The 26,457-nt window shown below is 73.2% G+C and carries 25 protein-coding genes and 2 pseudogenes; 16 read left to right on the top strand and 11 right to left on the bottom strand.

What is annotated here, in order from left to right:
• Positions 1-90: 90 nt before the first annotated feature.
• Positions 91-1,296, bottom strand: coding sequence for an MFS transporter (locus ACWEPF_RS02910; RefSeq protein WP_449798115.1), 1,206 nt, complete (start codon positions 1,294-1,296; stop codon positions 91-93).
• A gap of 103 nt (positions 1,297-1,399) precedes the next feature.
• On the opposite strand from ACWEPF_RS02910, the gene ACWEPF_RS02905 reads away from it, so the two are divergent.
• Positions 1,400-2,605 (top strand): ROK family transcriptional regulator, encoded by a 1,206-nt coding sequence (locus ACWEPF_RS02905; protein WP_452171134.1) that lies wholly within the window; start codon positions 1,400-1,402, stop codon positions 2,603-2,605.
• Positions 2,606-2,682: 77 nt separating this feature from the next.
• Here the strand turns inward: ACWEPF_RS02905 and ACWEPF_RS02900 are convergent, their stop codons facing one another.
• The gene (locus tag ACWEPF_RS02900) at positions 2,683-2,877 is read right to left on the bottom strand and encodes a hypothetical protein (RefSeq protein ID WP_345285418.1); all 195 of its coding nucleotides are present in this window, start codon (positions 2,875-2,877) and stop codon (positions 2,683-2,685) included.
• 146 nt (positions 2,878-3,023) lie between these two features.
• Here ACWEPF_RS02900 and ACWEPF_RS02895 point away from each other — a divergent pair, with 146 nt between their 5' ends.
• The 9 genes from ACWEPF_RS02895 (at position 3,024) to ACWEPF_RS02855 (ending at position 10,704) form a co-directional block, all read left to right on the top strand.
• Complete coding sequence (locus ACWEPF_RS02895; protein WP_452171133.1) at positions 3,024-3,434, top strand: TOBE domain-containing protein; 411 nt, start codon at positions 3,024-3,026, stop codon at positions 3,432-3,434.
• A complete protein-coding gene (locus ACWEPF_RS02890; protein WP_452171132.1) occupies positions 3,434-4,141 on the top strand; it encodes a glycerophosphodiester phosphodiesterase in 708 nt (235 codons plus the stop codon). Before ACWEPF_RS02895 ends, ACWEPF_RS02890 begins: the two co-directional genes overlap by 1 nt.
• Before the next feature lie 78 nt (positions 4,142-4,219).
• Positions 4,220-5,335 (top strand): AI-2E family transporter, encoded by a 1,116-nt coding sequence (locus tag ACWEPF_RS02885; RefSeq protein ID WP_452171131.1) that lies wholly within the window; start codon positions 4,220-4,222, stop codon positions 5,333-5,335.
• Between the two features lie 30 nt (positions 5,336-5,365).
• A complete protein-coding gene (locus ACWEPF_RS02880) occupies positions 5,366-6,337 on the top strand; it encodes an alpha/beta hydrolase (protein WP_452171130.1) in 972 nt (323 codons plus the stop codon).
• A 65-nt stretch (positions 6,338-6,402) separates the two neighbouring features.
• Positions 6,403-7,188 carry a spermidine synthase gene (locus ACWEPF_RS02875; protein WP_452171245.1) on the top strand — a complete coding sequence of 262 codons (786 nt, stop codon included), beginning with the start codon at positions 6,403-6,405 and terminating at the stop codon, positions 7,186-7,188.
• A gap of 255 nt (positions 7,189-7,443) precedes the next feature.
• Complete coding sequence (locus ACWEPF_RS02870) at positions 7,444-8,229, top strand: class I SAM-dependent methyltransferase (protein ID WP_345285429.1); 786 nt, start codon at positions 7,444-7,446, stop codon at positions 8,227-8,229.
• Between the two features lie 150 nt (positions 8,230-8,379).
• Positions 8,380-9,042 (top strand): DedA family protein, encoded by a 663-nt coding sequence (locus ACWEPF_RS02865; RefSeq protein WP_452171129.1) that lies wholly within the window; start codon positions 8,380-8,382, stop codon positions 9,040-9,042.
• Between the two features lie 103 nt (positions 9,043-9,145).
• Positions 9,146-9,814: an O-methyltransferase gene (locus ACWEPF_RS02860; protein ID WP_452171128.1), complete on the top strand. Its 669-nt coding sequence runs from the start codon at positions 9,146-9,148 to the stop codon at positions 9,812-9,814.
• Positions 9,815-9,819: 5 nt separating this feature from the next.
• Positions 9,820-10,704 (top strand): Gfo/Idh/MocA family protein, encoded by an 885-nt coding sequence (locus ACWEPF_RS02855; protein WP_452171127.1) that lies wholly within the window; start codon positions 9,820-9,822, stop codon positions 10,702-10,704.
• Between the two features lie 76 nt (positions 10,705-10,780).
• On the opposite strand, the gene ACWEPF_RS02850 is transcribed toward ACWEPF_RS02855, so the two are convergent.
• The 4 genes from ACWEPF_RS02850 to ACWEPF_RS02835 form a co-directional block, all read right to left on the bottom strand.
• Positions 10,781-11,296 (bottom strand): GNAT family N-acetyltransferase, encoded by a 516-nt coding sequence (locus tag ACWEPF_RS02850; RefSeq protein WP_452171126.1) that lies wholly within the window; start codon positions 11,294-11,296, stop codon positions 10,781-10,783.
• A gap of 86 nt (positions 11,297-11,382) precedes the next feature.
• Positions 11,383-13,407 carry a glycosyl hydrolase family 28-related protein gene (locus ACWEPF_RS02845; protein WP_452171125.1) on the bottom strand — a complete coding sequence of 675 codons (2,025 nt, stop codon included), beginning with the start codon at positions 13,405-13,407 and terminating at the stop codon, positions 11,383-11,385.
• A gap of 124 nt (positions 13,408-13,531) precedes the next feature.
• The gene (locus ACWEPF_RS02840; RefSeq protein ID WP_452171124.1) at positions 13,532-15,745 is read right to left on the bottom strand and encodes a DUF7927 domain-containing protein; all 2,214 of its coding nucleotides are present in this window, start codon (positions 15,743-15,745) and stop codon (positions 13,532-13,534) included.
• Between the two features lie 150 nt (positions 15,746-15,895).
• Positions 15,896-16,936: a hypothetical protein gene (locus ACWEPF_RS02835; protein WP_452171123.1), complete on the bottom strand. Its 1,041-nt coding sequence runs from the start codon at positions 16,934-16,936 to the stop codon at positions 15,896-15,898.
• Positions 16,937-17,147: 211 nt separating this feature from the next.
• Here ACWEPF_RS02835 and ACWEPF_RS02830 point away from each other — a divergent pair, with 211 nt between their 5' ends.
• The gene (locus ACWEPF_RS02830; RefSeq protein ID WP_452171122.1) at positions 17,148-18,527 is read left to right on the top strand and encodes an erythromycin esterase family protein; all 1,380 of its coding nucleotides are present in this window, start codon (positions 17,148-17,150) and stop codon (positions 18,525-18,527) included.
• A 97-nt stretch (positions 18,528-18,624) separates the two neighbouring features.
• On the opposite strand, the gene ACWEPF_RS02825 is transcribed toward ACWEPF_RS02830, so the two are convergent.
• Positions 18,625-19,197 carry an SMI1/KNR4 family protein gene (locus ACWEPF_RS02825; RefSeq protein ID WP_452171121.1) on the bottom strand — a complete coding sequence of 191 codons (573 nt, stop codon included), beginning with the start codon at positions 19,195-19,197 and terminating at the stop codon, positions 18,625-18,627.
• Between the two features lie 43 nt (positions 19,198-19,240).
• Positions 19,241-19,558 (bottom strand): hypothetical protein, encoded by a 318-nt coding sequence (locus tag ACWEPF_RS02820; RefSeq protein ID WP_452171120.1) that lies wholly within the window; start codon positions 19,556-19,558, stop codon positions 19,241-19,243.
• A 182-nt stretch (positions 19,559-19,740) separates the two neighbouring features.
• Here ACWEPF_RS02820 and ACWEPF_RS02815 point away from each other — a divergent pair.
• The 4 genes and pseudogenes from ACWEPF_RS02815 to ACWEPF_RS02800 all read left to right on the top strand — a co-directional run.
• Positions 19,741-20,166, top strand: a pseudogene (locus ACWEPF_RS02815) (IS5 family transposase); the annotation flags it as partial.
• Between the two features lie 515 nt (positions 20,167-20,681).
• Positions 20,682-21,218, top strand: a complete 537-nt coding sequence (locus tag ACWEPF_RS02810; protein ID WP_452171119.1) for a hypothetical protein — start codon at positions 20,682-20,684, stop codon at positions 21,216-21,218.
• Positions 21,219-21,306: 88 nt separating this feature from the next.
• Entirely contained in the window at positions 21,307-22,587 is a 1,281-nt protein-coding gene (locus ACWEPF_RS02805) for a VanZ family protein (RefSeq protein WP_452171118.1), read from the top strand.
• 40 nt (positions 22,588-22,627) lie between these two features.
• Positions 22,628-22,840 (top strand): annotated as a pseudogene (locus ACWEPF_RS02800) (transposase); the annotation flags it as partial.
• Here the strand turns inward: ACWEPF_RS02800 and ACWEPF_RS02795 are convergent.
• A complete protein-coding gene (locus ACWEPF_RS02795; protein WP_452171117.1) occupies positions 22,837-23,223 on the bottom strand; it encodes a hypothetical protein in 387 nt (128 codons plus the stop codon). The pseudogene ACWEPF_RS02800 and the gene ACWEPF_RS02795 sit on opposite strands and share 4 nt — an antisense overlap.
• A gap of 211 nt (positions 23,224-23,434) precedes the next feature.
• Between ACWEPF_RS02795 and ACWEPF_RS02790 the strand changes: the two genes are divergently transcribed.
• On the top strand, positions 23,435-24,088 hold the full coding sequence (locus tag ACWEPF_RS02790; RefSeq protein WP_452171116.1) for a hypothetical protein: 654 nt from the start codon (positions 23,435-23,437) through the stop codon (positions 24,086-24,088).
• A gap of 29 nt (positions 24,089-24,117) precedes the next feature.
• Here the strand turns inward: ACWEPF_RS02790 and ACWEPF_RS02785 are convergent, their stop codons facing one another.
• On the bottom strand, positions 24,118-24,762 hold the full coding sequence (locus ACWEPF_RS02785) for a hypothetical protein (protein WP_452171115.1): 645 nt from the start codon (positions 24,760-24,762) through the stop codon (positions 24,118-24,120).
• Positions 24,763-24,941: 179 nt separating this feature from the next.
• Positions 24,942-26,444 carry a SulP family inorganic anion transporter gene (locus ACWEPF_RS02780; RefSeq protein ID WP_452171114.1) on the bottom strand — a complete coding sequence of 501 codons (1,503 nt, stop codon included), beginning with the start codon at positions 26,442-26,444 and terminating at the stop codon, positions 24,942-24,944.
• Positions 26,445-26,457: the final 13 nt, after the last annotated feature.

The raw sequence follows: 26,457 nt of genomic DNA, 5'->3' as shown, positions 1-26,457 counted from the left end.
GCCCGCTCCCCGGAGCGCGGCCCAGAAGCCGTCGGCCCCTCCTGGCTGCATCCGGGAGGGGCCGACTCGTGTCCGCGCACGGGAAGGGGGTCAGCGAGTGGTGACGCTGTCGTTCGGGACGGTGCCGGCCACCTTGTCGGACGGGCGGTTCTGGCGCAGGGCCCCCGCGCCGAGCACCATCGCGGCGGTGAGTGCGGTGACCACGGTGAAGGAGACGGTCAGTGAGCTGGCCTGGGCGATGCCGCCGACGATCGCCGGGGCGACCAGGCCGGAGGTGTAGGTGATGGTGGCGACGCCAGCGATGGAGCGGCTCGGGTCACCGCCGGCGCGGCCGGCCGCGGCGAAGGCGAGCGGGACCACCACCGCGATGCCGATGCCGATCAGCGCGAAGCCCGGGATGGCGGCCCATGCCGAGTCGGTGGCGATCACCAGCAGCCCGCCGGCCGTGGCCAGCGAACCGCCGACGCGGACGGAGCGGACCGCGCCGAGGCGCTGCACCAGCAGGTCCCCGAGCAGCCGGGCCACCGTCATGGTCGCGGCGAAGGCGGTGTAGCAGGCGGCCGCCACGCTGGGGGAGGCGCCCGTGACGTCCCGCAGGTAGACGCCGCTCCAGTCCATCGAGGCGCCCTCGGCGAAGACCGCGCAGAAGCCGACCAGCCCGATCGCCAGGGCCGAACGCGGCGGCAGCGCGAAGCGCGGCGGCTCCTCGGCGCCGGGGGCGGGGCGGACGTCCAGCAGTCCGCCGCAGACCGCGTAGCCGGCGGCCGCCAGCACCAGCGCGGTGAGCGCCAGCTGGATCCGGGCGTCGAACTGCTGGTGCGCGGCGAGCACGCCGAAACCGGAGGCCAGCAGGCCGCCGGCGCTCCACATGCCGTGCAGACCGGACATGATGGAGCGTCCGTAGCGCTGCTCCACCTCGACGCCCTGGGCGTTCATCGCCACGTCCGACATGCCGGAGGTGCCGCCGTAGACCAGCAGGGCGAGGAAGAGCGTCGGCAGGTTGACGGCCGTCGCGGGCAGCGCCAGCGACAGGCACCAGAGCACCAGCAGCCAGCGGACGGCCGCCAGGGCGCCGTACCGGTGGACGATCCGGCCGGCCAGCGGCATGGCGAGCGAGGCGCCGACCGCCGGGGCGACCAGGGCCAGCCCGAGCTGACCGGGGCTCAGGTCGAGGTGGTCCTGGAGCCACGGGATGCGGCTGACGAAGCTGCCGGTGACGGCACCGTGCACGGCGAAGACCAGGGCGATCCGCACCCTGGCGCGGCGGACCTGCTGACCGGACTCCATGGTCTCCATGGTGAGGCGTCCCCCTTAGGACTGACGGAACGAGCGGGTGGTGGCAGGGCGATAACCTATCAGGAAGGGAACCTGATAGATAGCTCTGGAAGGATGCCGTCCCATGAGCATCGCGCGCACGGCCACGCCGAGCACCGCCCGCGCCATCAACGACCGCCTGGCGCTCGACCTGCTGCTGGCCCAGGGGTCGCTCACCGCCACCGAGCTGCGCGGTCTGACCGGCCTCTCCCGGCCGACCGTCGCCGACCTGCTGGAGCGGCTCCAGCGCGGCGGTCTGGTCACGGTGGTGGGGGAGAGCGGCGAGCAGCGCCGCGGGCCGAACGCCCGGCTGTACGCCCTGGTCGCCGACCGGGCCCACCTGGCCGGGATCGACGTCCGGGCCACCGGGGTCACCCTGGTGGTGGCGGATCTGACGGGCCGTACGGTGGCCACCGCCGAGGTGCCGGCCGGGCCGGAGCACGGGGCGGACCTGACGGGCCGTACGTTGGAGGCGCTGGCGGAGGCCTGCGCCGGGGCCGGGGTGCGGCGGCTGCACACCGTCGCGGTCGGTGCCCCCGGGGTGGTGGACCCGGCCACCGGGGAGCTGCACAACTCCGGCCAACTGCCGCGCTGGCACGCCGAACTGCTGGCCGGTCTGCGGGCCCAGCCGGAGACCGAGGTGCTGCTGGAGAACGAGGTCAACCTGGCCGGGATCGCCGAGCACCGGATCGGCGCCGCCCAGGGGCGCGAGGACTTCGTGCTGTTCTGGCTCGGCCACGGCACCGGTGCCTCGGTGGTGCTCGGCGGCCGGCTGCGCCGAGGTGCCTCCGGCGGCACCGGGGAGATCGGCTTCCTGCCCGTGCCCGGCACCGGCGGGCTGCCCACCGCGGACGGCTGCGACAACGGCTTCGACTCCACGGTCAGCAGCCGCGCGGTCTGCGAACTGGCCCGGGAGCACGGGCTGACCGTGCCGTCGGGCGGCCCGGTGGAACAGGCTGAGGGCGTGCTGCGGTCCGCCGTGGAGGCGGGCGGAGCCGCGGGGGCCGGCGGGTCCGCGGAGGCGGCCTTCCTGACGGAGCTGGCCGAACGGATCGCGATCGGGGTGGCGGCGGTCTGCGTGGTGCTCGACCCGGGCTGCGTGGTGCTCGGCGGGGAGCTCGGCCGGGCCGGCGGGGCCGAGCTGGCGGCGCTGGTGGAACGCCGGCTGGCGGGCCTGTGCCCGTTCACCACCGAGGTGCGGCCCGGTGCGGCCGGGGGCGGCGCCGTCCTCGCGGGTGCGGTGCTCACCGCCGGCGACGCGGTCCGCCGCGACTTCTTCGGCGAGCCGTGAGCGGAGCCCGGGCCTGACGCGCGTTCAGGGGGCGGTCGGCGGTCGGCGGTCGGCGGGCGGCGGGCGCGGGCCGGAGGTCAGGCGGCGGGGGAGCGCAGGGCCGGCATCCCCAGTGCGACGGCGGCGAGCAGACCCGCGACCACCACGACCGTCACCAGCAGCCCGCCCAGCACCCGGCGGACCGAGCGCGGCTCGGGCTCCGGCGGGGTGACGTTGCTCTGGTAGCGCTCCGCCTCGGCTATGAAGGCGAACGGGACGGGCTCGGGTGCCATGCTCTGCTGCTCCTGGATCGTTCGGGTTCCACTGACCGTTCTGTCCAGTTTAAGCCCGGTAAAACCCTGACTGGCCGTTACCTGACGCCGCCCCGGATGCGGCAGGATGATCCCGGTACTGCCCACCCTCGTGTCAGGAGCCCCACATGGCCGACCGGCCGGTCCACCCCTACCGCATCGGCGAGGCCGCCGCGCTGCTCGGCGTCAGCACCGACACGGTGCGCCGCTGGGTGGATGCCGGGCGGGTGGCGGCGGAGCGGGACGAGCACGGTCACCGGATCATCGGCGGCGCCGAACTGGCGTCCTTCGCCCGCGAGTTGGCCAAGCCGGAGAACGCCGAGGCGGAGGGCCGCCCGTCCTCCGCGCGCAACCGCTTCCCCGGCATCGTGACCGAGGTGCTGCTCGGCGACGTTGCCGCCCAGGTGGAGATCCAGGCCGGGCCGTTCCGGGTGGTCTCGCTGATCAGCCGGGAGTCCGCCGAGGAACTGCAGCTGGTGCCCGGGGCCCGGGCCACCGCGGTGATCAAGTCCACCAACGTCGTGGTGGAGCGCGGCTGATGCCCCGAGCCGGTGCCCGTGCCCTCGCCGTCGCCCACCGGGGCGACCCGTACCGCTTCCGCGAGAACACCCTGCCCTCGGTCGAGTCGGCCTTCGCCGCTGGGGCCGACGCGGTGGAGGTCGACGTCCAGCTCACCCGCGACGGCGTCCCGGTGCTGCTGCACGACCTGACGCTGAGCCGGCTCTGGGAGGACCAGCGCCCGATCGGCTCCGTCACCCTCGCCCAGCTGGAGGAGATCGGTGCGCCGGGGATGCGGGTCCCGACCCTGGCCGAGGCACTGAAGGCCGCCGCGGCGTACCCCGACGCCCGGATGCTGCTCGACCTGGACGGCCCGGGCCCGGCCGCCGCCGCGCACGCGGTGGTGCGCGGGCTGGGAGCCGAGCGCTCCACCGGCTGGTGCGGGCCGGCGTCCGCGATGCTGGCCGTCCGCGCGCTGGACCCGGCGGCCGAGCTGGCGCTGACCTGGAAGCTCCCGCAGCAGCCTGCCGCCACCCTGCTGGCCGACCTGCGCCCGCGCTACCTCAACCCGCCGTTCGGCCTGCTGGACGCCGACTACGTCCGGGCCGCCGCGGACAGCGGACTGGCCGTCAGCACCTGGACCGCCGACCGCCGCCGCACCATGGTCCGGCTGCTGGCCCTCGGGGTGGCCTCCGTGACCAGCAACCGCATCGGGCTGTTGCGCAGGGTGGTGGACGGCGCGCGGTAGCCGGCCGCCGATCCGGACATTCCGTCAGATCCTGTGATCAGATGGACGGATCAGGCACGGGTGGCGGGAGGCGGCGGCATGGCAGTGGAGCCCGGTACCGAGGCGGAGCGGCCGCCCGAGGACCTCCGGCCGCCCCATCTGATGCTCCCGTCGACCGTCCGGGCGGCCGCCGCCTGGTCGGTGGCGGTGGTCCTGTTCATCACCGTGGCCGCCCTGGTCGTCTACGCCCTGGTGGCCCTGCGGGCCGCCACCATCCCGGTGATCCTCTCGCTGCTGGCCACCGCACTGCTCTACCCCGTGATGCCCTGGCTGGTCCGACGCGGCGTCAAGCGCGGCCTGGCCGCCGCCCTGACCTGCGCGGTGCTGGTGCTGGCGGTCGCCGCCGTGCTCACCCTGCTCACCAACTCCCTGGTGCACAGCGCCCCGCAGATCGCCGCCTCGCTGCGCGAGACCGGCCAGCGGATCGCGGACTGGCTGGGCCCGGCCGGGGAGAAGATCCAGTCCGGCCTCTCCTCGGCGGCCGGCACCGGCAGCACGGTGGTGGGACAGCTGGCCAACGGAGTGCTCTCCGGCATCGGCGTGCTCACCCAGCTGGTCACCGGCGGGGTGCTGGCGCTCGCCCTGGTCTTCTTCTTCCTCCGGGACGGGCACCGCACCGGGGACGCGGTGCGCGGCGTGCTGCCGGAGCGTCAGGCCGAGCTGGTGATCGCCTGCGGACAGCAGGCCTTCAGCGCGATGGCCGGCTTCATGCGCGGCACCACCCTGATCGCCCTGATCGACGCCACCTTCATCACCATCGGCCTGCTGATCCTCGACGTCCCCGGTGCCCCCGGCCTCGGCGCGCTGGTCTTCATGGGCGCCTACATCCCCTTCGTCGGCGCCTTCCTGTCCGGCACCGTGGCCGTCCTGGTCGCCCTGGCCGACGGCGGGCTGGGCACCGCGATCTGGACCCTCGGCGTGGTGCTCGCGGTCCAGATGATCGAGGGCAACGTCCTCCAGCCGATCATCCAGAGCCGCACCGTCGAACTCCACCCCGCCACCATCATGATCGCGGTGGTGGCCGGCTCCGGGATCGCCGGCATCCTCGGCGCCCTGCTCGCCGTCCCGGTCTGCGCCGCCGGCCTCGGCATCGTGTCGGTCCTCCGGGGCACCGTCGGCCGGCGCCACCGGGGCGCTAAGGTCGACGACGAGTAGAACCGACGGCCGATCAGGAGCGGGTACGACGTGGAGTTCCGGACCGACACCTTGCTGGGTGCCCCCTACGAGGCGGCCGAGCTGCCGCTGGCCGCCGACGAGGAGGGCGCCGTCAGCGCCACCCTGGTCCGCCGGCTGCTGCCCGGCTCGCGGCGCGCGGTGCTGTACGTGCACGGCTACGTGGACTACTTCTTCCAGACCCACCTGGCCGACCACTTCGCCGAGCTCGGGTACTCCTTCTACGCACTCGACCTGCGCAAGTACGGCCGCTCCCTGAGGCCCCATCAGTCGCCGAACTTCATCACCGACCTGGCGGCCTACGACGAGGAGCTGGACGAAGCGGTCCAGATCGTCCGGGAGCAGGACGGCCACACGCGGCTGCTGGTCAACGGCCACTCCACCGGCGGCCTGATCACCGCCCTCTGGGCCTCCCGGCGGGCCGGGCGCGGAGTCGTGGACGGGCTCTTCCTCAACAGCCCCTTCCTCTCCATGCCCGCCGCCCCCGCCGTGCGCACCCTCGGCGCCCCCCTGATCGACGCCGTCGGCCGGGCCTCCGCCACCCGCAAGCTCCCCAGCTCGCTCAACCCGCACTACGTGCACAGCCTGCACCGCGACCACCGCGGCAGCTGGGACTTCGACCTCACCCTCAAGCCCGCCGAGGGCTTCCCGCTCTACGCCGGCTGGCTGGCCGCGATCCAGCGAGGCCACCGCGCCGTCCGGGCCGGGCTCCGGGTCGACTGCCCGGTGCTGCTGATGGCCTCCACCGCCTCCATCAGCACCACCCGCTGGGACCCGGCGCTGCACCGCAGCGACGCCGTGCTGCGCGCCGACGACATCTCCGCGCTCGCCCCCCGCCTCGGACGGCACGTCACCACCGTGCGGATCCCGGACGGCATGCACGACCTGGTGCTCTCCGGCGAGTCCGCCCGCGAGCGGGTCTTCGCCGAGCTGGACCGCTGGCTGGCCGCGTACCTCCCGGCCGACGACGCGGTGCAGGCGTGAGCCTGGTGACCGGGGAAGAGCGGCTGCCGGTCGAGCGGGTCACGGACCTCGGCCGGGCCAAGCTGATGCCCGACCTGGACCACGAGCAGGGCTGGCTGCTCACCCTGGACGGCACCCCGCAGTCGTACGTCGACCTGGCCGACCCGGGCCACCTCGAGTTCGAGTACACCCAGCGGATCGCCCACCTGCTGGACGCCCTCGCCCCCGCCGGTGAGCCCCTCACCGCCCTGCACCTGGGCGGCGGAGCCCTCACCCTGCCCCGCTACCTGGACGCCACCCGGCCCGGTTCGGCGCAGCGGGTGGTGGAGGTGGACGGCCCGCTGGTCGAGCTGATCGGCAGTCAGCTGCCCTGGCCCGCCTCGATCGAGGTGACCGTCGGCGACGCCCGCGAGGGGCTCGCCGCGGCCGCCCCGGGCGCCGCCGACGTGGTGGTGGCGGACGTCTTCCACGGCTCCCGCACCCCAGCCCGGCTCACCTCGGTCGAGTTCGTCCGGCTGGCCGCCGCCGCCCTGGCCCCCGGCGGCTGCTACGCCGCCAACCTCGCCGACGGCCCGCCGCTGGCCTTCGCCAAGGCCCAGGCCGCGACGCTGCGCGCGGTCTTCCCGCACGTCTGCCTGGCCGCCGAGCCCTCCGTGCTGCGCGGGCGCCGCTACGGCAACGTCCTGCTGATCGGCTCCGACCGGCCGCTGCCCGAGGCCGAGCTGACGCGGCGGCTGGCCGCCGACGTCTTCCCGGCCCGGCTCTGCCCCCAGGACGAACTGGCCCGCCTGGTCGGCCGCACCGCCCCGGTCACGGACGCGGACGCCACCGACTCGCCGCCCCCGCCCGAGGGGGCCTTCAGCATCGGCTGACGGGCCGGCCGGCCGGCTGGCCCGGCTCGCCCTGACGGACCGTCGGGCGGACGGGTCGGAGGTGGCGGCAGGGGCCGGTGCAGCCGCGTGAGGTCGGCGGGTCGGCTCGCTCGGGGGCGCGCCGGTGGGCGGTCGGAAGGACGGGCCCGAAGGAGGCGGCTTCCTCCGGCGGAGCCGTGCCGGGTCCGCTGACCGGCCGTCAGCCGCCCGTGGTGTCGGCCCGTCGGTGCGGGCCGGATGCGGCACCCTGAGGAGATGGAACAGCTCTCCGCGATCCCGGAGACCGCGCTGTGGACCCTCCACCACCGCGCGGTGGCGGCCCGTCAGCCCGGCACCGCCTTCCACGACCCCAAGGCCGTGGAACTCACCGAGCGGCTGGACTTCCCCTTCGCCGAGCGCTTCGGCAGCGGCCAGGGCCTGGGCAGCCGGATGCAGCGGCGCCGGGTCGAGCTGGTCGACGGCGAGGTCGCCGACTTCCTGCGGCGCAGTCCGCGCGGCACCGTGGTCTGCCTCGGCGACGGCCTGGAGACCCAGTACTGGCGGGTCGACAACGGCCGGGCCCGCTGGCTCTCGGTCGACCTGCCGGAGGCGGTCGAGCTGCGCGCCCGGCTGCTCCCGCCCGGGCCCCGCCAGCGGCTGCTGCCCTGCTCGGCCACCGACCCGGCCTGGCTGGACGAGGTGGACCCCGAACACGGGGTGATGGTCGTCGCCCAGGGCCTGCTGATGTACCTGCGGCCCGGCGAGGTGGGCGAGCTCTTCGACCGCTGCGCCGAGCGCTTCCCGGGCGGGACGCTGGTCTTCGACTCGATCCCGCACTGGTTCAGCCGGGCCACCCTGCGGGGCGTCTCCCGGCGGGCCGGGTACCGGGTGCCGCCGATGCCCTGGTCGGTCGGCGGCCGTGAGCTGCTGCGCGATCCGCGGACGGTGCCGCTGGCCGCCCGGCACGCCTGGCTGTTCCGGGTGCTGGCGCTGGACCTGCCGGACCGGCGGGCCCGGATCGTCGGCTCGGTCGGCCTGCCGGAGCTGCTCGGCCGGGGCTGACGGCCCGTCCGGGCGGAGGGTCGGCGAGGGCGGGAACCGCCGGGGGCTCCCGTACGTGGGAGTACCCGGGGGACGGGCCGGGTTAGGCTGCCCACGACTTTCTTCGGCACCGCCCACCGGGTGCTGCCCGCCCACGGAGGGATACCGACCTTGCACCTTGACGTATGGCTGGAGAGCGTGCCGCCCAACGCGGTCTACGCCCTGGTCGGAGTGATCATCCTGTTGGAGAGCCTGGGCATCCCGCTGCCCGGCGAGATCGCCCTGGTGACCGCCTCGGTGCTGGCCGCCAGTGGTGTGGTCAACCCCTGGGGCGTGGCGATCTGCGCGATCGTCGGCGCGATCGTCGGCGACTCGATCGGGTACTCGATCGGGCGCAAGGGCGGCAAGCCGCTGTTCGAGAAGGTCGGGAGGAAGTTCCCCAAGCACTTCGGGCCCGACCACCTGGCCACCGCCGAGCGCTCGTTCCAGAAGTGGGGCATGTGGGCGGTCTTCTTCGGCCGCTTCATCGCCCTGCTGCGGATCTTCGCCGGCCCGCTGGCCGGCGCCCTGAAGATGCCGTACTGGAGGTTCCTGATCGCCAACGTGCTCGGCGGCATCGTCTGGGCCGGCGGCACCACCTGGCTGATCTACACGGTCGGCAAGGTCGCGGAGCACTGGCTGAAGTCCTTCTCCTGGGTCGGCCTGATCGTGGCCGCCCTGTTCGGGGCCGGCTCGGCACTGGTCCTCAAGCGCCGCGCCGCCAAGCACCGCGCCGCCCACCCCGAGACCAGCGGCGGAACGCCCGCCCCGGAGCCGGTGGCCAGCGCCGACTGACCGTCAGCCCCTCCCCGACCGCCGGGTCCCGTTCGTCGGGCCCGGCGGTCGGCGTTCCCGGCGGTACTAGGCTGACGATCAGTCGACGACCTAGGAGGACCCGGTGGGCCAGGACCAGTGGACCAGGGTGGACGAGTACTTCAGCGAGACGCTGATCGGTGACGACCCGGAGCTGACGGCGGCCCAGGCGGCCGCCGACGCGGCCGGGCTGCCGCAGATCGCGGTGGCGCCCAACCAGGGGCGGATGCTGCAGCTGTTCGCCCGCTCGATCGGGGCGAAGCGGATCCTGGAGGTCGGCACCCTGGGCGGCTACAGCGCCATCTGGCTGGGCCGGGCGCTGCCCGAGGACGGGCGGATGCTCACCCTGGAGCTCGACCCCGCGCACGCCGAGGTGGCCCGGGGCAACCTCGAACGGGCCGGGCTGGCGAAGCGGGTGGAGGTCCGGCTCGGCCGGGCCGCCGACACCCTGGCCGAGCTGGCGGCGGAGGGCGTCGAGCCCTTCGACTTCTTCTTCATCGACGCCGACAAGGTGAGCAACCCCGACTACGTCGCCTGGGCCGTCGACCACTCCCGCCCCGGCACCCTGATCGTGGTCGACAACGTGGTGCGCGGCGGCGCGGTCGTCGACGCGGACTCCACCGACCCGGCCGTGCTCGGCACCCGCCGCCTGCACGAGCAGCTGGCCGCCGAACCCCGGGTCACCGCCACCTCCGTGCAGACCGTCGGCGTCAAGGGCTACGACGGCTTCACCCTGATCCGGGTCGAGCGGTGACCGCCGTGCGGATAGGACTGCTGGGCACCGGCCCCTGGGCGCAGCGGGTGCACGCCCCGGCCCTGGCCGGGCACCCCGAGGTGGAGTTCGCCGGTGTCTGGGGTCGGCGCCCCGCGGCGGCGGCCGAGCTGGCGCAGCCGTACGGCGTGCCGGTCTTCGAGGACGTGGACGAGCTGCTCGCCTCGGTGGACGCGGTCTCCATCGCGCTGCCGCCGGCCGTCCAGGCCGAGTACGCGGTGCGGGCCGCCGAGGCCGGCAAGCACCTGCTGCTCGACAAGCCCGTCGCCCTGACGGTGGACCAGGCGCGGGCGGTGGTCGGGGCCGCCGAGCGCGCCAAGGTCGCCTCCGTGGTCTTCTTCACCCTGCGGTACCACCCCGACATCGCCGACTGGCTCACCGAGCAGGGCGCCCGCGACGGCTGGTTCACCGCCCGCGCGGAGTGGTTCGGCTCGGTCTTCGCCCCCGGCAGCGGCAGCCCGTACGCGGACTCGCCCTGGCGGCGGGAGAAGGGCGCCCTCTGGGACGTCGGCCCGCACGCCCTCTCGGTGCTCCTCCCGGTCCTCGGCGACGGGGAGGTGATCTCGGCGTCCACCGGCCCCCTGGACACCGTCCACCTGGTGATCCGTCACGCCGCCGGTGCCCTGAGCAACCTGACGCTCAGCCTGACCATGCCGGTCGCGGGTGCGGTGGAGGGCGTGGTCCTGGAGCTGCGCGGTGAGGCCGGCCGCTTCCTGATGCCCGAGCGCCACGAGAGCCCGCAGGAGGCGTACGCCCGCTCGGTCTCGGCGCTGCTGCGCTCGGCGGCGGACGGCACCGCGCACCCGTGCGACGCGGCCTTCGGCCTGCGGGTGGTCGAACTGCTCTCGGATGCCGAGCGGTTGATGCGCTGAGCACCACCGGGGGCCGTCGGCTCGCCGCGCGCCCGCGCCGCGAGCCGCCGACCCCCGCCGGGCTCTGTCCGGTGCCTCAGATGCCGAAGGCCGCCGGGTAGCGGACCAGACCGGAGGGCAGCGGGTCGCCGGGGGTGAGGGCGAGGGCCATCAGGGCCTCGTCGGGGACCTCGATGGAGAGCTTGATGCCGTGCTGGGAGGCGCGCTCGAAGCCGAAGCGCGGGTAGTAGGTGGGGTGGCCGAGGACCACGACGTGGCGCTCGCCCAGGGCGGCGGCCGCGCGGAGGGCGGCGCGGATCGCGGCGGCTCCGGCGCCGGTGCGCTGGTGGGAGGGGAGCACCGCGCAGGGGGCCAGGGCGAGGGCCGGGGTCCCGTCGATGTGACAGCGGGTCAGCAGGGCGTGCCCGACCGGGCGGTCCTCCTCGTCGACGGCGACCAGGGAGAGGCCGTCGATCCAGGCGGTGGGGTCGGCGCGCAGGGCGTCGACCAGGTCGGCCTCGCCCGGGGTGTCGAAGGCGGCCAGGTTGATCGCGCGGACGGCGGGGACGTCGGAGGGGGTCTCGGCGCGGGTGGTCCAGATGGTGGTGCTCATGGTGTCCGAACCTAACCGACCGGGCCCGGAACGGGCGAGGCGCCGCGCCCGGGGTGGGGGTCCCGGGCGCGGCGCTGGGTGCGGGCTCAGCCCCAGGGGGACGGAGCCGGCGGGGTGACCACCGGCGGGCGGTCGTCGCAGGTGATCGTGTTCGGCAGCTCCCAGGGGGCGAGCCAGGGGCCGGTGGTGCCGCCGCCGTCGTTGCCGCCGAGGTCGGTGAGGGCGAACTCGGAGCCGGCCGGGGTGAAGTGGAAGGTGCCGCAGTTGTTGACGCCGACCGCGCCGACGTTGCGGGCGTCCACGTTCTCGAAGGTGGCCGAGCCGGCGGCCCGGGCGCTGAGCACGGAGGTGCCGGTGCCGTCGATCCGCAGGTCCTTGAACTTCAGGCCGTCGATGGAGACCTGGTCCTTGACCGGCCAGTCGGAGACCAGCATCAGGGCGTTGTAGGTGGAGTCCAGCAGGTGGTCACCGGTGACCCGGACGTCGGCGGAGATCGAGCGGTCCAGGGCGTAGAACCAGATCGCGCCCAGCCCGATCTTCCAGTTCAGCTCGTACGTGCCGCCGCGCACCGTGGTGTTGTCGGTGATCAGCAGCTGCCCGGCGAAGGGCTCGGCGCCGAACCGCGAGCCCGCGTGGATGGCGCTGCCCTCGCGGACCGGGTCGGCGACCAGGTTGTTCGAGAGGGTGGTGTCGGTGCCGCCGTAGATCGCGATGCCGTTGGCGAGGACGGGGGACTGCACCGTGTTGTGGTCGAAGACGTTGCGCGCGTTCGCGGTCTTCTCCGACCACATCGCCAGGCCGTCGTCGCCGGTGTTGCGGACGAAGTTGTCGGCGACCACGGAGTCCGTCACGGCGGTGTGGAAGTTGAGGCCGTCGGCGATCTGGTCGGCGATGACGTTCCCGGTCACCTTCAGCCGGGCCATCGGGCCGTCCAGCCAGAGTCCGACCTTGGTGTGGTGCAGGTAGAGGCCGGAGACGGTGGAGTCGCTGAGCGCGCCGCCGATCGCGTTGACCTGGTCGGTGTCGATCCGCTCGCGGACGTCGCCCTCGATCGCGAAGCCGGACAGGTGCACGTTGCGGCTGCCGCCCTCGGCGGCGCTCTTGCCGTACAGGCCGACGCCGGTGTGCACCGAGCCGTCCGGGGCGGGCTGCGGGAGGGTGGTCTGACGCCCCTTCAGCACGGTGTACCAGCTGCCGGCGCCGACGACGGTGACGTCGTCCACGGTGATGTGCCGGTTGACCTGGTAGGTGCCCGGCGGCAGGTAGACCTTGAGGCGGCTGCGCTGGGCGAAGGCGATGGCGCGCTCGATCGCGGGCGCCGAGTCGCGGCGGCCGGTCGGGTCGGCGCCGAAGGCCAGCACGTTGGCGGCGAAGGGCTCGACGTGCGGGGCGCCGACCAGTTGGGAGTCCAGCAGGTCGACGACGGTCCACTCGGCCGCGTTCGCGGTGCGGGGGACGGTCAGGCGGACCACGTCGCCGGCCTTGTACCGCTTGCCGAGCAGCAGTCGCTGCTCGTCGTAGAAGTGGCTGGGTCGGAACGGCTTGTCGACCACCGGAGCCGGGGTGGTCGCGGCCGGGACGCAGCCGCACTCGGTGATCCACCAGTCGGGGTGCAGGAGTTCGGCCTGCGGGTCGTTGGAGAACGGGTACTGGTTGTAGAGCCAGGAGTACTCGGAGGTCAGCGTCATGGTGCGGCGGTCCTTGCCGTTGACGGTGACGTCCAGCGGGCTGGTGATGCCGCCGCCCCGGGGCGCGTCCGGGATGCTGTAGCGGACGGTGATCGCGTCGGCCGCCGCGGGGAGGGTGAACTCCACGTACTGACCCGGGGTCAGCTTCACCGCCTGCCGGCCGCTGGCCTCGGAGGGCAGCGTGTAGGCGGTGCGGTCGGGCCCGATCCGGGTGCCGGTGGTGACGGCCGACTCGGCCTCCTGCTCGGCGAAGGGGACCCGGGCGCCGCGCGCCTCGGTGAGTGCGGGGGCCAGCCCGGCGCGGGTGAGCACGGGGGACGGGGCGGTCGCCGGGGCGGCGTCGGCGGTGCCGCCGAGCAGCGGGCTGAACAGGAGCAGCGTCGCGGAGAGCGGTGTGACCGCCCTGCGGAGGTTCCGTGCCATCAGGTGCCTGCCTCTGGAGGGGGATTGGCACGTGACAGTAGGGCCTCCACAGGGGAGTCCACAAGATTCTTGCGTTGGATTGTTTCAGTTATGCGCTCTCGGCGTCACATTCTTGCGCATCGGGTCAGCTGCGGCGGCTGCGGCGGCCGCGGCGGGAGAGGCGGAACAGGACGAACCCGGAGATCAGGGTGGCGGCGGCCGTCAGCGTGGCGAGCGTGACGCCGGCGCCGGTGTGCGGGAGCAGCCCGCCCTGGTCCGGGGCCGGGCTGGGGGAGGGGTCGGGCGAGTGCGACGGGTCCGCGGTCGGGCTGCCGCTCGGGTCCGGGCCGGCGCTCGGGGAGGGGCTGGGCGAGGGGTGGTCCACCACGACCGTGGCCGTGCAGGCCGGGTCGGTGGAGCCGCGCGGGCAGTTGCCGCCGGCCCGGTCGGCCACCGCCGTGTTGACCAGGGAGCCGTCACCGGCCGCGGGCTGACGGACGGTCACGCCGTAGGCGATGGTGGTCCTCGCCGCCGGGGCGAGGTCGCCGGTCCAGCTCAGCACCGGGGCCCGGTAGGACACCTGGCCGGTGGAGGCGGTGGCGTCGCCGTCGTACTCGGCGTCGTCCAGCACCTCGGTCAGGTCGTCGGTGAGGGTGAGCCTGTCGATCGCCACCGTGCCGGTGTTCTCCACCGTCACGGTGTAGGTCACCTTGTCGCCCGGCTCGGCGTCGGCCTTGTCGGCGGTCTTGGTGACGGCGTACTGCGGGGCGGCGGTCACGGTGTTGCGCACCGTGTTGCTGTCGCGCTGCTGGGTGCGGCCGGTCTGGGCGCCGGTGAAGGAGACCGAGCTGGTGTTGTCCAGCTTGGTCCCGGCGGCGGTCGCCGGGTCGACGGTTGCCTTGAAGGAGATCGTGGTGGTGGCGCCCGGCGCCAGGTCGGGGACCTGGCAGGTGACGGTCCGGCCGCCGGCCGCGCAGTCCGGGTTGGACCCGGCGACGAAGCTCGCCCCGGCCGGGAGCTCGTCGGTCAGCTCGATGCCGGTGGCGGTGTCCAGGTCCGCGCTGGTGCCGTCGCGGTGCTGGTTGGCCACGGTGAAGGAGTAGGTCACCTGGCCGCCGGCCTGGACCAGCCCGGGCGGGTTGTCGTCGGTGGTGCCCGCCGGGTCGTTGGCCTTGGTGATCCGCAGGTCCGGCTCGACCGCCTCCAGGGCAAGCCAGACCGCCTGCGGGTGGAGGGCGTCGCCGTCACCGTTGATCCGCAGCACCGCCTGGGTGCTGCCGGCCGGCAGCTTGCCGGTGATGTCGATGATCCGGGCGTCGTAGCCCAGGTTGTTCACCGGGTTCGGGGTCCGGTCGGTGAGGTTGGTGCCGGTGCCGTCGGCGGCCACCCGGTCGATCCGGCCGGTGAAGGCGTTGTCGTCCACCACCTGGCCGCTCGGGGTGGGCATCATCAGCTCGGTGAGCGAGGAGGGGTCGGCGCCGACTTCCAGTGAGTCGCCCGCGATCGGGGTGTCGCCGTCGCCGACCGTCACGCCCATGGTGGCGGCCGGGGCCTTGGCGGCGGAGGTCCGGATGCCCGAAAGGGTCAGCGTGGCGGCCGAGTTGGGTGGGCGCACCAGCTGGTAGCCGTCCCAGACCTGGAGGTAGCGCAGCGGCTCGGCCGCGTTCTCGTACGCCACCACCAGGGACCAGCCGCCCCAGCAGCCGACGTTCTGGCCGCCGTAGTCGGCGGTGGAGGAGCGGCCCTGGCAGGCCTGGATGTCGGCCACCGTGTAGGAACCCGGACCGGCCGCGCTCACCAGGTCGGTGACGTCCTTGACCCCGGCGTGGGCGGTGATCGGCTTCGGCGGGTTGCCGCCGGTCTGCTGGTCGAACCAGTCGTAGGTGTCGGCGGTCAGCCGCTGGTAGCCGGCCGCCCCCGGCACCTTGAGCTCCACCTGGTTCGCCTTGCTCGCGTCGCCGGAGGTGGAGGTGACGCTGGTGCCGTCCGGGTTGAGCTGCCAGTACAGCCGGGCCGAGAGCACCTTGGAGCCCGGAGGGACCGTCAGGGTCGCGGCGGAGGCGGTGTTCCCGGGGGCGGCCGGGTCGGACTTCACCCACTTGGTCCGGCCGTTGTTGTAGCTGTTGTCGTTGCAGTCGTCGCCCTGGCTGTCGTCGCAGGCGAGCACCGAGTTGGAGGCCATCGTCAGGTTGCCGTGCGCCAGCAGGGTGACCGCGGGGTCCGGGCCGATCGGGCGCTGGGTGCCCGCGCCGCGGGGCCGGGCCTGGTTCGACTGCGGGGCCGGCCCGGCGGCGACGGTGGCAATGGCGGCGACGGCCATGGCGACCAGGATGCGGGTGCGGGCACGTGGGCGCTGCACTGGTTCCTCCGTGTATGGGGGGTTCTGTCCGCCGCTGATCATGGCAGTGGGGATCATGAACGGGCAGAAACCATTACACGTGACCTGTATCGCCCCAAACGGACATTGCGGTTGTCGGCGTGGCGCGCGAGCGGCCGGGCGGTGTTCGGCTCACGCGCCGCCGATCGGGGCGAGGCCTGGGAAGAGGTCCTGCCAGCGGTAGCGCGGGGAGTGCAGGTGCCAGTACGCGAAGCCGGTCAGGTACCTGTCCAGGTGCGGTCGTTGGGCATCGCTGGCGAGGGCGAGGATGCGCCGGCGGGCGGCCTCGCCGCTCTCGGAGGTGCGGCGGTGGACGGTGACGTAGGGGACCCCCTCGCGCAGCGCCTGGCGGTGGAGGCGGCCGGCCAGGAAGTCCGGCGTGTCCACCGCCTCCTTATAGCAGGAGAGCACGTCGTTGACGTCGTTGAGGAAGTCCACGCCGGAGCTCAGGGCGGCGGCCCAGAAGGCGCGTTGGTGGTCGGCGCTCAGGCAGGGGTCGGTGAACTGCAGCATGGCGAACCAGAATTGGGAGAAGCCGTTGTAGGCACGGACGAAGTCGCTGTCCAGTCCGTCGGTGGCGTCCGGCTGGAACTCGGCCTCCATCAGGAGGCCGGTGAGCGCGTTGTGGAAGAAGCTCTTGAGGACGGCCAGGACGGTCGGTTCGCAGTGCGGCGCCAGCTGCTCGAACATGTGGCGGACGTAGCGGGTCTCGGGGGTGGTGACGGGCTCCCCTGGCAGCAGGCCGGCCCGCAGCAGGGCCGCCGCCCCGGCGGGCTCGCGGCAGCAGACGTCGTCGGTGTTGGTGGTGAACACCCAGACGCGGTCCACCGCGAGGGCCAGCGCGTCGTCGGCCAGGGGCACCATCAGGGCGTGCATCAGGGTGATGTGGTGGACGGTGGCGGCGGGCAGCGCGACGCCGAAGGCCGCCAGCTCGGCGGTCAGCGTCCGGGCGTCGGCGGCCGCCTGGGCGAGGTCCGAGGGCGGGTCGAAGGCGTACGCGTCGGTGCGCGCGATCTCCCGCTCGATCGCCCCGGAGTCCAGCACGCTCGCGATCATCGCCCGGTGGGCCGGGTCGGGGATCGCGGCGAGGCCGCGGTGCGGAGTGCGGCGCAGGGTGTCCAGGCCGGGTGGGTGCGGGTGTCTGGGGGTCTGCGCGGGGGCGGTCGGTTGCACGGGAACTCCCTCCTCTGGGTCGGCCCCTGACTACCCGTGGGGCGCGCTCGAACAAACCGCGGGCAAGGGTGATGTCCGGAAGGGCAGACGGCGGTGGGGGTGACCCCGCGCGGAAGAGGGCGGACAGCGGGAGGGCGGTGGCACGCGGCCCCGGGACAAGATCGTTCCAGTGGTCCCGAGGGGCGGGGCCGATGGCTGGAGGGTGTGCGGCATGACGGAGCGTGGGATGCGGTTCGGGCGGAGGCAGTTGCTGGTGGCGGCCGGTGCGGGGGCGGCCGCGCTGGCGGTGGGGACCCGGGCCTCGGCGGCGGCATCGGCGCCGGCGGGCGTGGAGGAGGGGTGGTTGGTCCGGGCACTGGAACGCGGGGCCCAGCCGCTGACCACGACCGAGCCGGGCGGACGGACGGGAGACCTGCGGGCGCTCGGGGCGATGATCGGCGGCGCCAAGGTGGTCGGGCTCGGCGAGGCGGCGCACGGGTCGCACGAGTTCTTCGCGATGAAGGAGCGGGTGTTCCGGTACCTGGTGGAGGAGAAGGGCTTCACCACCTTCGCGCTGGAGATGAGTTGGACCGCCGGCCTGCGGATCGACTCCTACGTACGGGGCGAGACGGGCGGCGGCCGCGACGACGACGCGGTGCGGCTGGTCCACGAGGAGTTCGGCGGATCGCCGTGGGAGCGGGCCGAGTTCGCGAGCCTGATCGGCTGGATGCGGGCGTACAACCTCCGGCGGCCCGGGCGGCCGCTGCGCTTCGTGGGCGACGACATCGGCGCTCCCCGCCTGGGCGACGACGTCTTCCGGCGGGTGCTCGACCACCTGCGGGGTACCGCGCCGTCGGCGGCCGCGAGGGTGGAGGCGCTGTACGCCGTGCTGCGCCCGCTGGACGACGCCTTCTCCTACCTCGGGCGGCCGGTCGCCGAACGGCGGGCGGACGCGGCCCGGGCCGCGGAGGCGCTGGCCCTCGTCGCCCGCTCCGGCGGCGGCGAGGCCGGCGCCTGGGCCGAGCAGCACGCCCGGGTGATCGCCCGGACCTTCGAGTTCCTCTCCCTGGACGTCACCGACCCGGCCGCCGTCACCGCCGCCGAACTGCTCCGCGACCGCACCATGGCGGAGAACACCGCCTGGTGGCAGCGGACGGTCGGCGGCCGGGTCCTCGTCTCCGCACACAACGGCCACGTCGGCTACCTGGCCACCGACCCCGCCATGTACCCGAAGACCCAGGGCGCCTTCCTCCGCGACACCCTCGGCCGCGACTACTGCGCGATCGGCTTCACCTTCGCCGGCGGCTCCTTCCTCACCAAGGACTCCTCCCTCGGCAGCCACGACTGGAAGACCGTCACCGTCCCCGCCGCCGCCCCCGGCAGCAACGAACACCTCCTCGACCTGCTCCGCCACCGCGACTACTACCTCGACCTCCGCCCCCTCCCCACCCCGGCCCGCCGCTGGCTCGACACCTCCCGCCCCACCTACGACGCCGGCTCCGAGTACCACCCCGACCCGGCCCCGACCCTCGCCCTCGGCTGCGCCTACGACCTCCTGATCCACCTCCACCGCGTCCGCACCGCCGACCGCCTCCCGGCCCGGACGGCCTGAGCCCCCGTTAGGCCCACCAGGCGGCCTCCGCTCCGCCACGGCCCCGTGGGGCCCGCGAGCTCACGGACCGCTGCGCGCTGGACGGGGGAACTGCCGCTCACCATCTGCGGTACTCGGGTCGGATCACGGGCAGTCCCCACGGCTCCAGCGCGCCGCTGATCAGGTCGGCGAGGAACTGCACCAGCCCGCCGGTGTAGTGCCACCAGTCACCGTTGCGTGAGGCGACCGTGACCGTCCACTCGTGCGGGCCTGCCGCGTTGGTGCTCCACAGGAAGAAGTCGCCCTGGTTCGAGCTGCCCCAGGGGAGCAGGCCGCCCGGGGCGGGGTACGGGGTCAGTGGGATGACGGGGTCGTCGTCCTCGCACCACTCCATGACGATCTGCAAGTCCTCCTGGAGCGCCTGCGGCCAGTCCTGCTCGCGACCGGCCGCGGGGTAGTGGACGGACAGGAAGTCGCCGAGCACGAAGGTGGGGTAGAGCTCGCAGAGCCGCTTGTAGTCGGCGGGGAGTGAAGCTCCGAGTTCGCCTTCGAGTGCTGGCCAGTCGAAGGTCTGAGGCACCGTGAGGCGAAGTGCGCTGAAGCCGGGCACGGCACGCTCGAGTTCCGCGATCGCCTCGTCGGGGTCGGTCATACGGCGGTGCGGTGCCTGGAGACCGATGCGATCGTCCACCAGCTCAGCTTGTCGTTCAACTCTGAGCCGCTGGTGGGCTGGGTCAGCTGGAGGTTCGGGGCTCGACACTTTCATCCTTCAACAGCTCGGTGACGCGTGCTACGAAGCGGCTCAGGACTGCAAGTGGGAGCTGGTGGTCCGTGTCGAAGTGGACGAGGGGCGGAATCTCCTCGTCCTTCTGGTGGGTGGTGACGGTGACAAGGGCTGGGCCGGGGATGCGGACGGCTTCGGTGGGTGTGGTCGTCCATTGGGCCGGAGTCGGACGAGCTTCACTGAGCTCGAAGTACCTCGTCCCATCTGCTACGTGGGTCGACTGTAGGCAGAAGTGCTCGCCGTCATGCTCCCAGTTCTCCAAGGCCATCCCAGGATCTTGTCACACGGGTGCCTCGGAAATCCGCCTTGGCTTCGTCCCTCGCTTGTGGTGGGCGGACCGGGCGTACACCTCGCCGGTGGCGAGGACTTTGCCTGCTTCGTAGCGGGCAGCGGGCTGCTTGTTCTTCACAGGCCCGTCGGGGCGGCCCAAAACTGGGCTGAGCTTCGGTCGACCGTGCCCGGCCCGGCTCGAAGCACCACGCCCTCACCGACGCCGGTGGCACCCCGCTCGCCATCACCCTGACCGGCGGCAACAGGCACGACGTCACCCAACTGCTGCCCCTGCTCGACGCCATCCCCCACATCCGGGGCGCCACCGGCCGTCCCCGGCAACTGTTCGCCGACCGGGGCTACGACTACGAAAAGTACCGCCGACTGCTGTGGAAGCACGGCATCAAACCGGTCATTGCCCGCCGTGGGATCCCGCAGGGCTCCGGCCTGGGCACGGTCCGCTGGGTCGTCGAGTGCATCAACGCCTGGATCCATGGCTTCCGACGCCTACGCATCCGTTGGGACATTCGCGACGACATCCACGAGGCATTCCTCAAACTCGCCTGCTGCATCATGACCTACAGGCGAGTCCAAGCATTGTGTTAGCTCCTCTCACCAGCTCCGTGTAGGCGGTTGCGGCGCCTACCGCGTTCGCCGCCTCTCCCTGCCATCGGGCGAGGTCGTGCCCTGGTCGACCACCTCTCCGGCAGCCAGTGGAGCGCCACGGTCGAGCCCTTTGGCAAGACCGTCCACGCCGACCTGTGCACCCGTCCGCCCGGCCCGACCCGCACCACTGGCGACCGGAGCATGACAACATCAGGCATCCATTCGTTACGTCACTGTTATGTGACGCTCTGAAGTAGCTGCATCCGGAACGTGCTGGAAACCCGATGCCAAGGGCAGGTGAGCAGTTACTTTAGGTGATGGCCAAGTAGGGGATTCCCGGCAGAAGCGGGACGAGGGGGGCCAACTGATTTCGCTTGCTCGGGTGGAGTGCATACGGAAGGCTCAAGGCGTGCCGGGCCGCGCAAGCTGTCAGGCCGCAATCTGTGGGCTGGGGGGTCCGCGCTGCAACGCGGAGCCCCCCTCCTCGCCATCTTGATGCGCTTTGGGAGGACATCATGACGAAGACCGCTGCCCCGATGGGCGGGGTGCGTACGACGATGGTACGGCTCGGTATCGCCGCTGTGCTGGCGGCTGCTCCGGTCGCGACCGCCGTCGACGCCCAGGCCGCCCCGGCTCAGAAGGGCAACCACCAGCTGAACCTGCCCTCGACGGGTGGCGCGGCTGCCCAGATCAACGACGGCACCGCCACCTCCACCACCACGGGCGGCGTCCAGCCCCTGGTCAGCACCTCGCTGAGCAGCGGCACCCTCTACTTCTGGTCCGAGAACGGTGCGAAGCACGGCCAGTCCTACTACTCGGCGCTCACGGCCATCCAGTACCAGAAGAAGTCGGGCGGCCAGATCATCGCCCGCTTCGCGTACGAGGAGGGTGGCAACACCCACTGGGACCAGGGCGCGTTCACCCAGAACGCCGGTGAGACCAAGAGCTTCAACTGGGGTTTCGCCCCGCTGCCGGCGAACTGCAGCGCGATCGGCAAGATGTGGGTCTCCGGGCAGCAGACCTTCCAGACCCCGCCGGACCACCCCTGCTGATCCTGACACGCTGACCTTGCCCCGGGGTGGGTGCGAGCTCGGCTCGCAGCCACCCCGGGGCACTACCCGACCGCGTCCCGGAAGACCGATGATCGAAGCGATTTTCTCCTCAGCTCCCGCGCTCGTCCCCGTCTTCGCCGTCCTCGGCCTCATCTTCGGGACGGTGGCTCTGCGGCAGGCCCGGGCCAGACAGTGGCCGCAGGCAGCCGCAGTTCTGTGGGGGTTGTCGCTGGCCGGCGTGGTCGCGGCGACCCTGACACCGACCACCACCGGGTCGTCGGGGCGGACCTGTGCGATCGGGAGCGGGGTGTGGGGTACCGCCACCACCCAGCAGGGGCTGATGAACATCGCCCTGTTCGTGCCTCTCGCCTTCTTCGCCGCAGTGGTGCTGCGCCGGCCGCTGACCGTGCTCGCGGCGTGCACGGTTCTCTCCGCTGTCACCGAGCTCTGCCAGACTCTGCTGGGCACCGGCCGCTCCTGTGACGGCGCGGACTTCATCGACAACGCGCTCGGCGCGCTCGTCGGCACTGTCGCTGCGGTCGTCTGGTTGTGGCTCCGCTCCCACAAGGCAGGGTTCGGGCGCCGAGACGTCCTTCACGGTCTCACGGTCGCCGGCGTCGGCCTGGCCGCGGTCACGACCGTGGTCTGGCTGTGGGTACCGCTTCACCGCGACGCGGTCGGCTTCGGCGCGACCTCTTCGTCCGACGAGATCGAAGTCCCCCAGCGCGTCGCCGATCGGCTCTTCGGCCCCGGTACCCTGCTGCAGAACACCCGTCTGACCGCCATCCCCGAGGATCCCCCGCAGCAGGTCCTGGAGGCCACTACCGACCGCGGACAGTTCCGCATCGACTGGCCCACCGGGCGTCTGCTCATCAGCGCTTCGGCCGACAGCCAGATCGACCCCGGTCCGCTCACCAAGGACCAGGTCCTCAAGGTCGGCACGGACTTCGCGGCCACCTGGTTCCCCGAGCTCACCCAGGCAGCGACCTCCACCCTGACCTCAACCGACAGCGGGGGTGGCGCCTACATGCTCACCTACCGCCGGTACAACGCGGACAACGTCCTGATGCCGATGCGCCTGGACATCACCGTCTCCACCTCCGGCAGGGTCATGGCGTCATCCGCACGCTGGGACGCCGACCCCCAACTGCCACACTCCACCGTCAACGCCGACACCGCCAAGCGTCAGGCTGTATCAGCCCATCCCGGCTCCCGCGCTGACACCACGTTCCTCCTGGCCAAGAAGATCGATGGCCAGTGGCGGCCGTGCTGGGCGGTCAACATCGTCAAGCCCGGGGACACACAGGCCACCGGAACTGTCGAGTTCGTGGACGCCGTTACCGGCAGAGTGGTGGCGACGCGAGGCTGACCACCGGCACGGTGCCGACCGGCCGACGCGCTCCAGGTAGCTGCCACCGGTCAGCGCCCGCCGCGGGGTCCCGCGCGGCTCCGGCCTGGGCACGGTCCGCTGGGTCGTCGAGCGCACCAACGCCTGGATTCACGGCTTCCGACGCCTACGCATCCGTTGGGACATTCGCGACGACATCCACGAGGCATTCCTCAAACTCGCCTGCTGCATCGTCACCTACAGGCGAGTCCAAGCGTTGTGTGAGCTCTTCTAAGTGCGGTGAACGAGCACGAAGACCAGCAGCCCGAGGACGTGGAACAGCGCCACGGACACGAGGCCGATCAGCCCCAGGCGTCGGCGGCCGCGGGAGCTCAGGGCGCCGAACCAGATCAGGGCACCGAGGGAGAGGAGCATCAGGGCCAGGCCCGCGAGCACCTCGGGCCAGTACGGCCCGTACTGGTCGGGCGGCGTCTCGGGAGCGGGGTCGGACATTCCTCCGGCGACCACCATCACGAAGCCGAGGAATCCGCCCACGCAGAGGGCCAGGACGGAGGCTGCGACGGTCAGGGTCCGGCCGACTGCCCGCAGCCGCGGGCGGCCGGTGCCCGGCGCCGGGGCCGTTGCGGGGATCGACAGGTGCTGGTCGGAGTGTTGCACCGTCAGACGATCTCGTAGAGCACCTCGTTGTACAAGCTCGGCGCGGATTCGCGGACGGGCCACGTGATCGGAGGCCCCGGTGGCGGCGTGCTCAGGGGTACGCTCGGGGTCGCCTGTCCCGGCACGAACTGCCCCGCGGTGAGCGAGCCGCCGTCGGCGACCGGGCGACCCACGTCGGGCGAGGCAGCCGTCGCAGCACCACGGAGCGCAGATGAAGCTACCGATCGTCGTACACCGGGCCCGGTCGGGAGCCGACGAGTTCAGGGTCATCCGGCCCGCTCTGCCGCTGACCCGTGCGGTCCTCGTCGACCACGACCGGTACCTGAACGCCTATCTGGACCAGGACGCCGCCCGCAGCATCGCCGGACTGTGGATGCTCGCGGCCCGCTCGCCGCGTTCGCTGATCCACCTCCCCCTGCGGGCCAACCACCCGCCGGCCCGGGAGGTGCCGGAGGACGTCGGCCGCCGGCTCGACCTCGTCCTCCTGCACCACTCGCTCCAGTTCGCCCCCTCACGCTGGAAGGAGCTCCGAGGCCGTCTCGGCCCCGGTCGGCCGCAGACCGCGAGCCTGCCCGAGGAGGAGCACGACGACGGTGCGGCGATCGACTACGCGGCCCGTCACCACCGGGAGAACCGCGACCTGTTCCACCAGCACCTCCATGCCGAGACGCTGTTCATGACCGGCAGCGCGAAGGTGTTCCGCGAGACCGCGCGGCTTTTCCTCGAGGTGGCCCGGGATGGACCGGGCTTCACCCCGGTCCATCCCGGCCACCCGCACTTCTGCACCGAGCTGCACTCGAACGATGGCGTCCTCGGCGACGCCCGTGAGATCCACATCGAGTACTGCGACCGGTGGAGCTCCTGATCCGCGGGTGACCTGCGGACGCCGTTCCGTCAGTGCTCGACGGCGGTGCGGATGGCGGCGAACAGGCGGGCGGCCTCCGGCGGGGTGGTGGCGGGGAGGAGGGCGACACCGGCGGTGGTGGTGTCGGACCAGCCGCAGATGACGTCGGTGGGGCCGGTACGGGCCGGGAGGCTCAGGCATTCGAGGGAGCCGCCGAGCGGGCCGGGCGCGTACGGTTCGGCGGTGGTGGGGTCGCCGGCGGAGCCGGTCCCGAGGGCGTAGTCGATCAGGCCGCGCCAGAGGTGCTCGCGTCGCTTGTTCGGGTCCTCGGGGACGTTGTCCACGGCGAGGACGAGGATCCGGCGGGCGGACGGCTTGCCGGGGCGGTCGTACTCGGCCTGGACGAACTGCATGCCGTCGACCATCTCCCCGGGGTCGACCGGTACGTCGGTCAGGGTGCCCGGGCCGGTGGCGAGGGTGAGGCCGCCGGCGGTGGGGGCCTCGGTGACCTTACGGGGCCCGGCCGGTGAGGGCTTGGCGGTCGTCGGAGCAGTGGTCGGGGCGGGGGACGGCGGGGGAGCCGCAGCGGCAGTGGTGGTGGCGGCGGAGGGCGCGGGGGCGGGTTCGGGGACGCAGGCGGTGAGGGGGAGGGTGAGGGCGGCGGTGGCGAGGAGGAAGACGGTTCTGCGGTACACGGTGCGGTGAACTCCCCGGTGCGGTGGGTGTGTCCGGGCTGCTGACCCGGTGCCCAGAGGGTACGGGCGGCGGGTCAGCGCCGGGGAGTCGATCGCGGATGTGGGACACCGTCAGGACCTGACGGTGACACAGGTGCCCGGGGTCGGCGCCGCCGAGGCCCCGGGCACCTGAGGGGCCGTCAGACGGACGCCGGGATGCGGACCACCGCCGTGGCGCCCTCGGTGCGGTTGTGGCGGTCCTCCCAGGTCTCCAGCGCCGTGCGGCAGGCGTGGTCGAGGTGCCGCAGGGCGGTGAGGTCCAGGTGGACGGGGCGATCGGTGGGGAGGCGTTCGAGGGCTTCGAGGAGCCGGGGGAGGCGGAGGAAGGTGGCGTTGCCTGAGAGGGCGACGTGTATCGGGCCGTCCGCTCCGCGGTCCGCGACCTCGACCTGGAGGTGGGAGGTGTCCCAGGCGGACTTGAGGACGGAGAGCAGCAGGCCGAGCAGGACGCCCTCGAAGAGGTTGGTGGCCACGATCGCGACGGCGGTGACGACCAGGATGAGCGCCTCGTGCCGGTGCGAACGCCACAGCGGCACCAGGGACTTGACCGGGATGAGCTTGGCCCCGGCGTGCACCAGGACACCGGCCAGGGCGGCCAGCGGGATGACGGTGAGGGCGGCGGGGATCAGGGCGGCGAAGAGCAGCAGCCAGAGGCCGTGCAGGACGCGGGAGGCCTTGGTGCGGGCGCCGGCCTGGACGTTGGCGGCGCTGCGGACGATGACGGCGGTCATCGGGAGGGCGCCGAGCAGGCCGCAGACGGTGTTGCCGGCGCCCTGGGCGAGCAGCTCCTTGTCGTACTGGGTGCGGGGGCCGTCGTGCAGGCGGTCGACGGCGGCGGCGCTGAACAGGCTCTCGGCGGAGGCGATCAGCGCGAAGGCCAGCACCGTCCCGAGGGCGGCGACGCTGCCGAGGGCGGCCAGGGAGGACGAGTCCGGCAGGCTGATCACCCCGGCCAGCCCGGCGACGTCCACCTTGGCGACGGGCAGGGAGAGCAGCGCCGTGACGGCGGTGGCTCCGGCGACGGCGGCGAGCGGGGCGGGGAGGGTGCGGAAGGGGCCGGGCAGTTTGGGCCACAGGACCAGCACCGCCACCGTGCCCGCGCCGATCGCGGCGGCGGTGAGCGAGGCGCGGGAGGAGAGCGCGTCGGTGGCCAGGCCCGGGAGCCCGGCCAGCTTGGAGAGGCCGTCGGCGGGGGCCTTGAGGTCGGCCATCGCGTAGAGCTGACCGGCGATCAGGACCAGGCCGATCCCGGCCAGCATGCCCTGGACCACCGAGACCGAGATGGCCCGGAAGAGGCGGCCGAGGCGGGCGGCGCCCATGGCGAGTTGGAGCAGCCCGGCGGCGGCGGTGATCACGCCGAGGGTGCCGAGGCCGTGCTCCTGCACCGCGCCGTACACCAGCACGGTGAGGCCGGCGGCGGGGCCGGAGACCTGGAGGCTGCTGCCGGGGAGCAGGCCGGTCAGCAGACCGCCCACGATGCCGGTGACCAGGCCGAGTTCGGCGGGGACGCCGGAGGCCACGGCCACGCCGACGCAGAGCGGCAGCGCGACCAGGAAGACGACCAGGGAGGCGGGTAAGTCCGCCTGGAGGGAGGCGAGTCGGGAGGTGCGCACGGGCGGCGCGGTTTCGTGATGGCGGGGCATCGGGTCCTCGGGT

The organism is Kitasatospora sp. NPDC004289 (assembly GCF_053602875.1).
The sequence above is the reverse complement of the archived record's forward strand: the minus strand, read 5'-3'. Positions and strand labels throughout refer to the sequence as shown.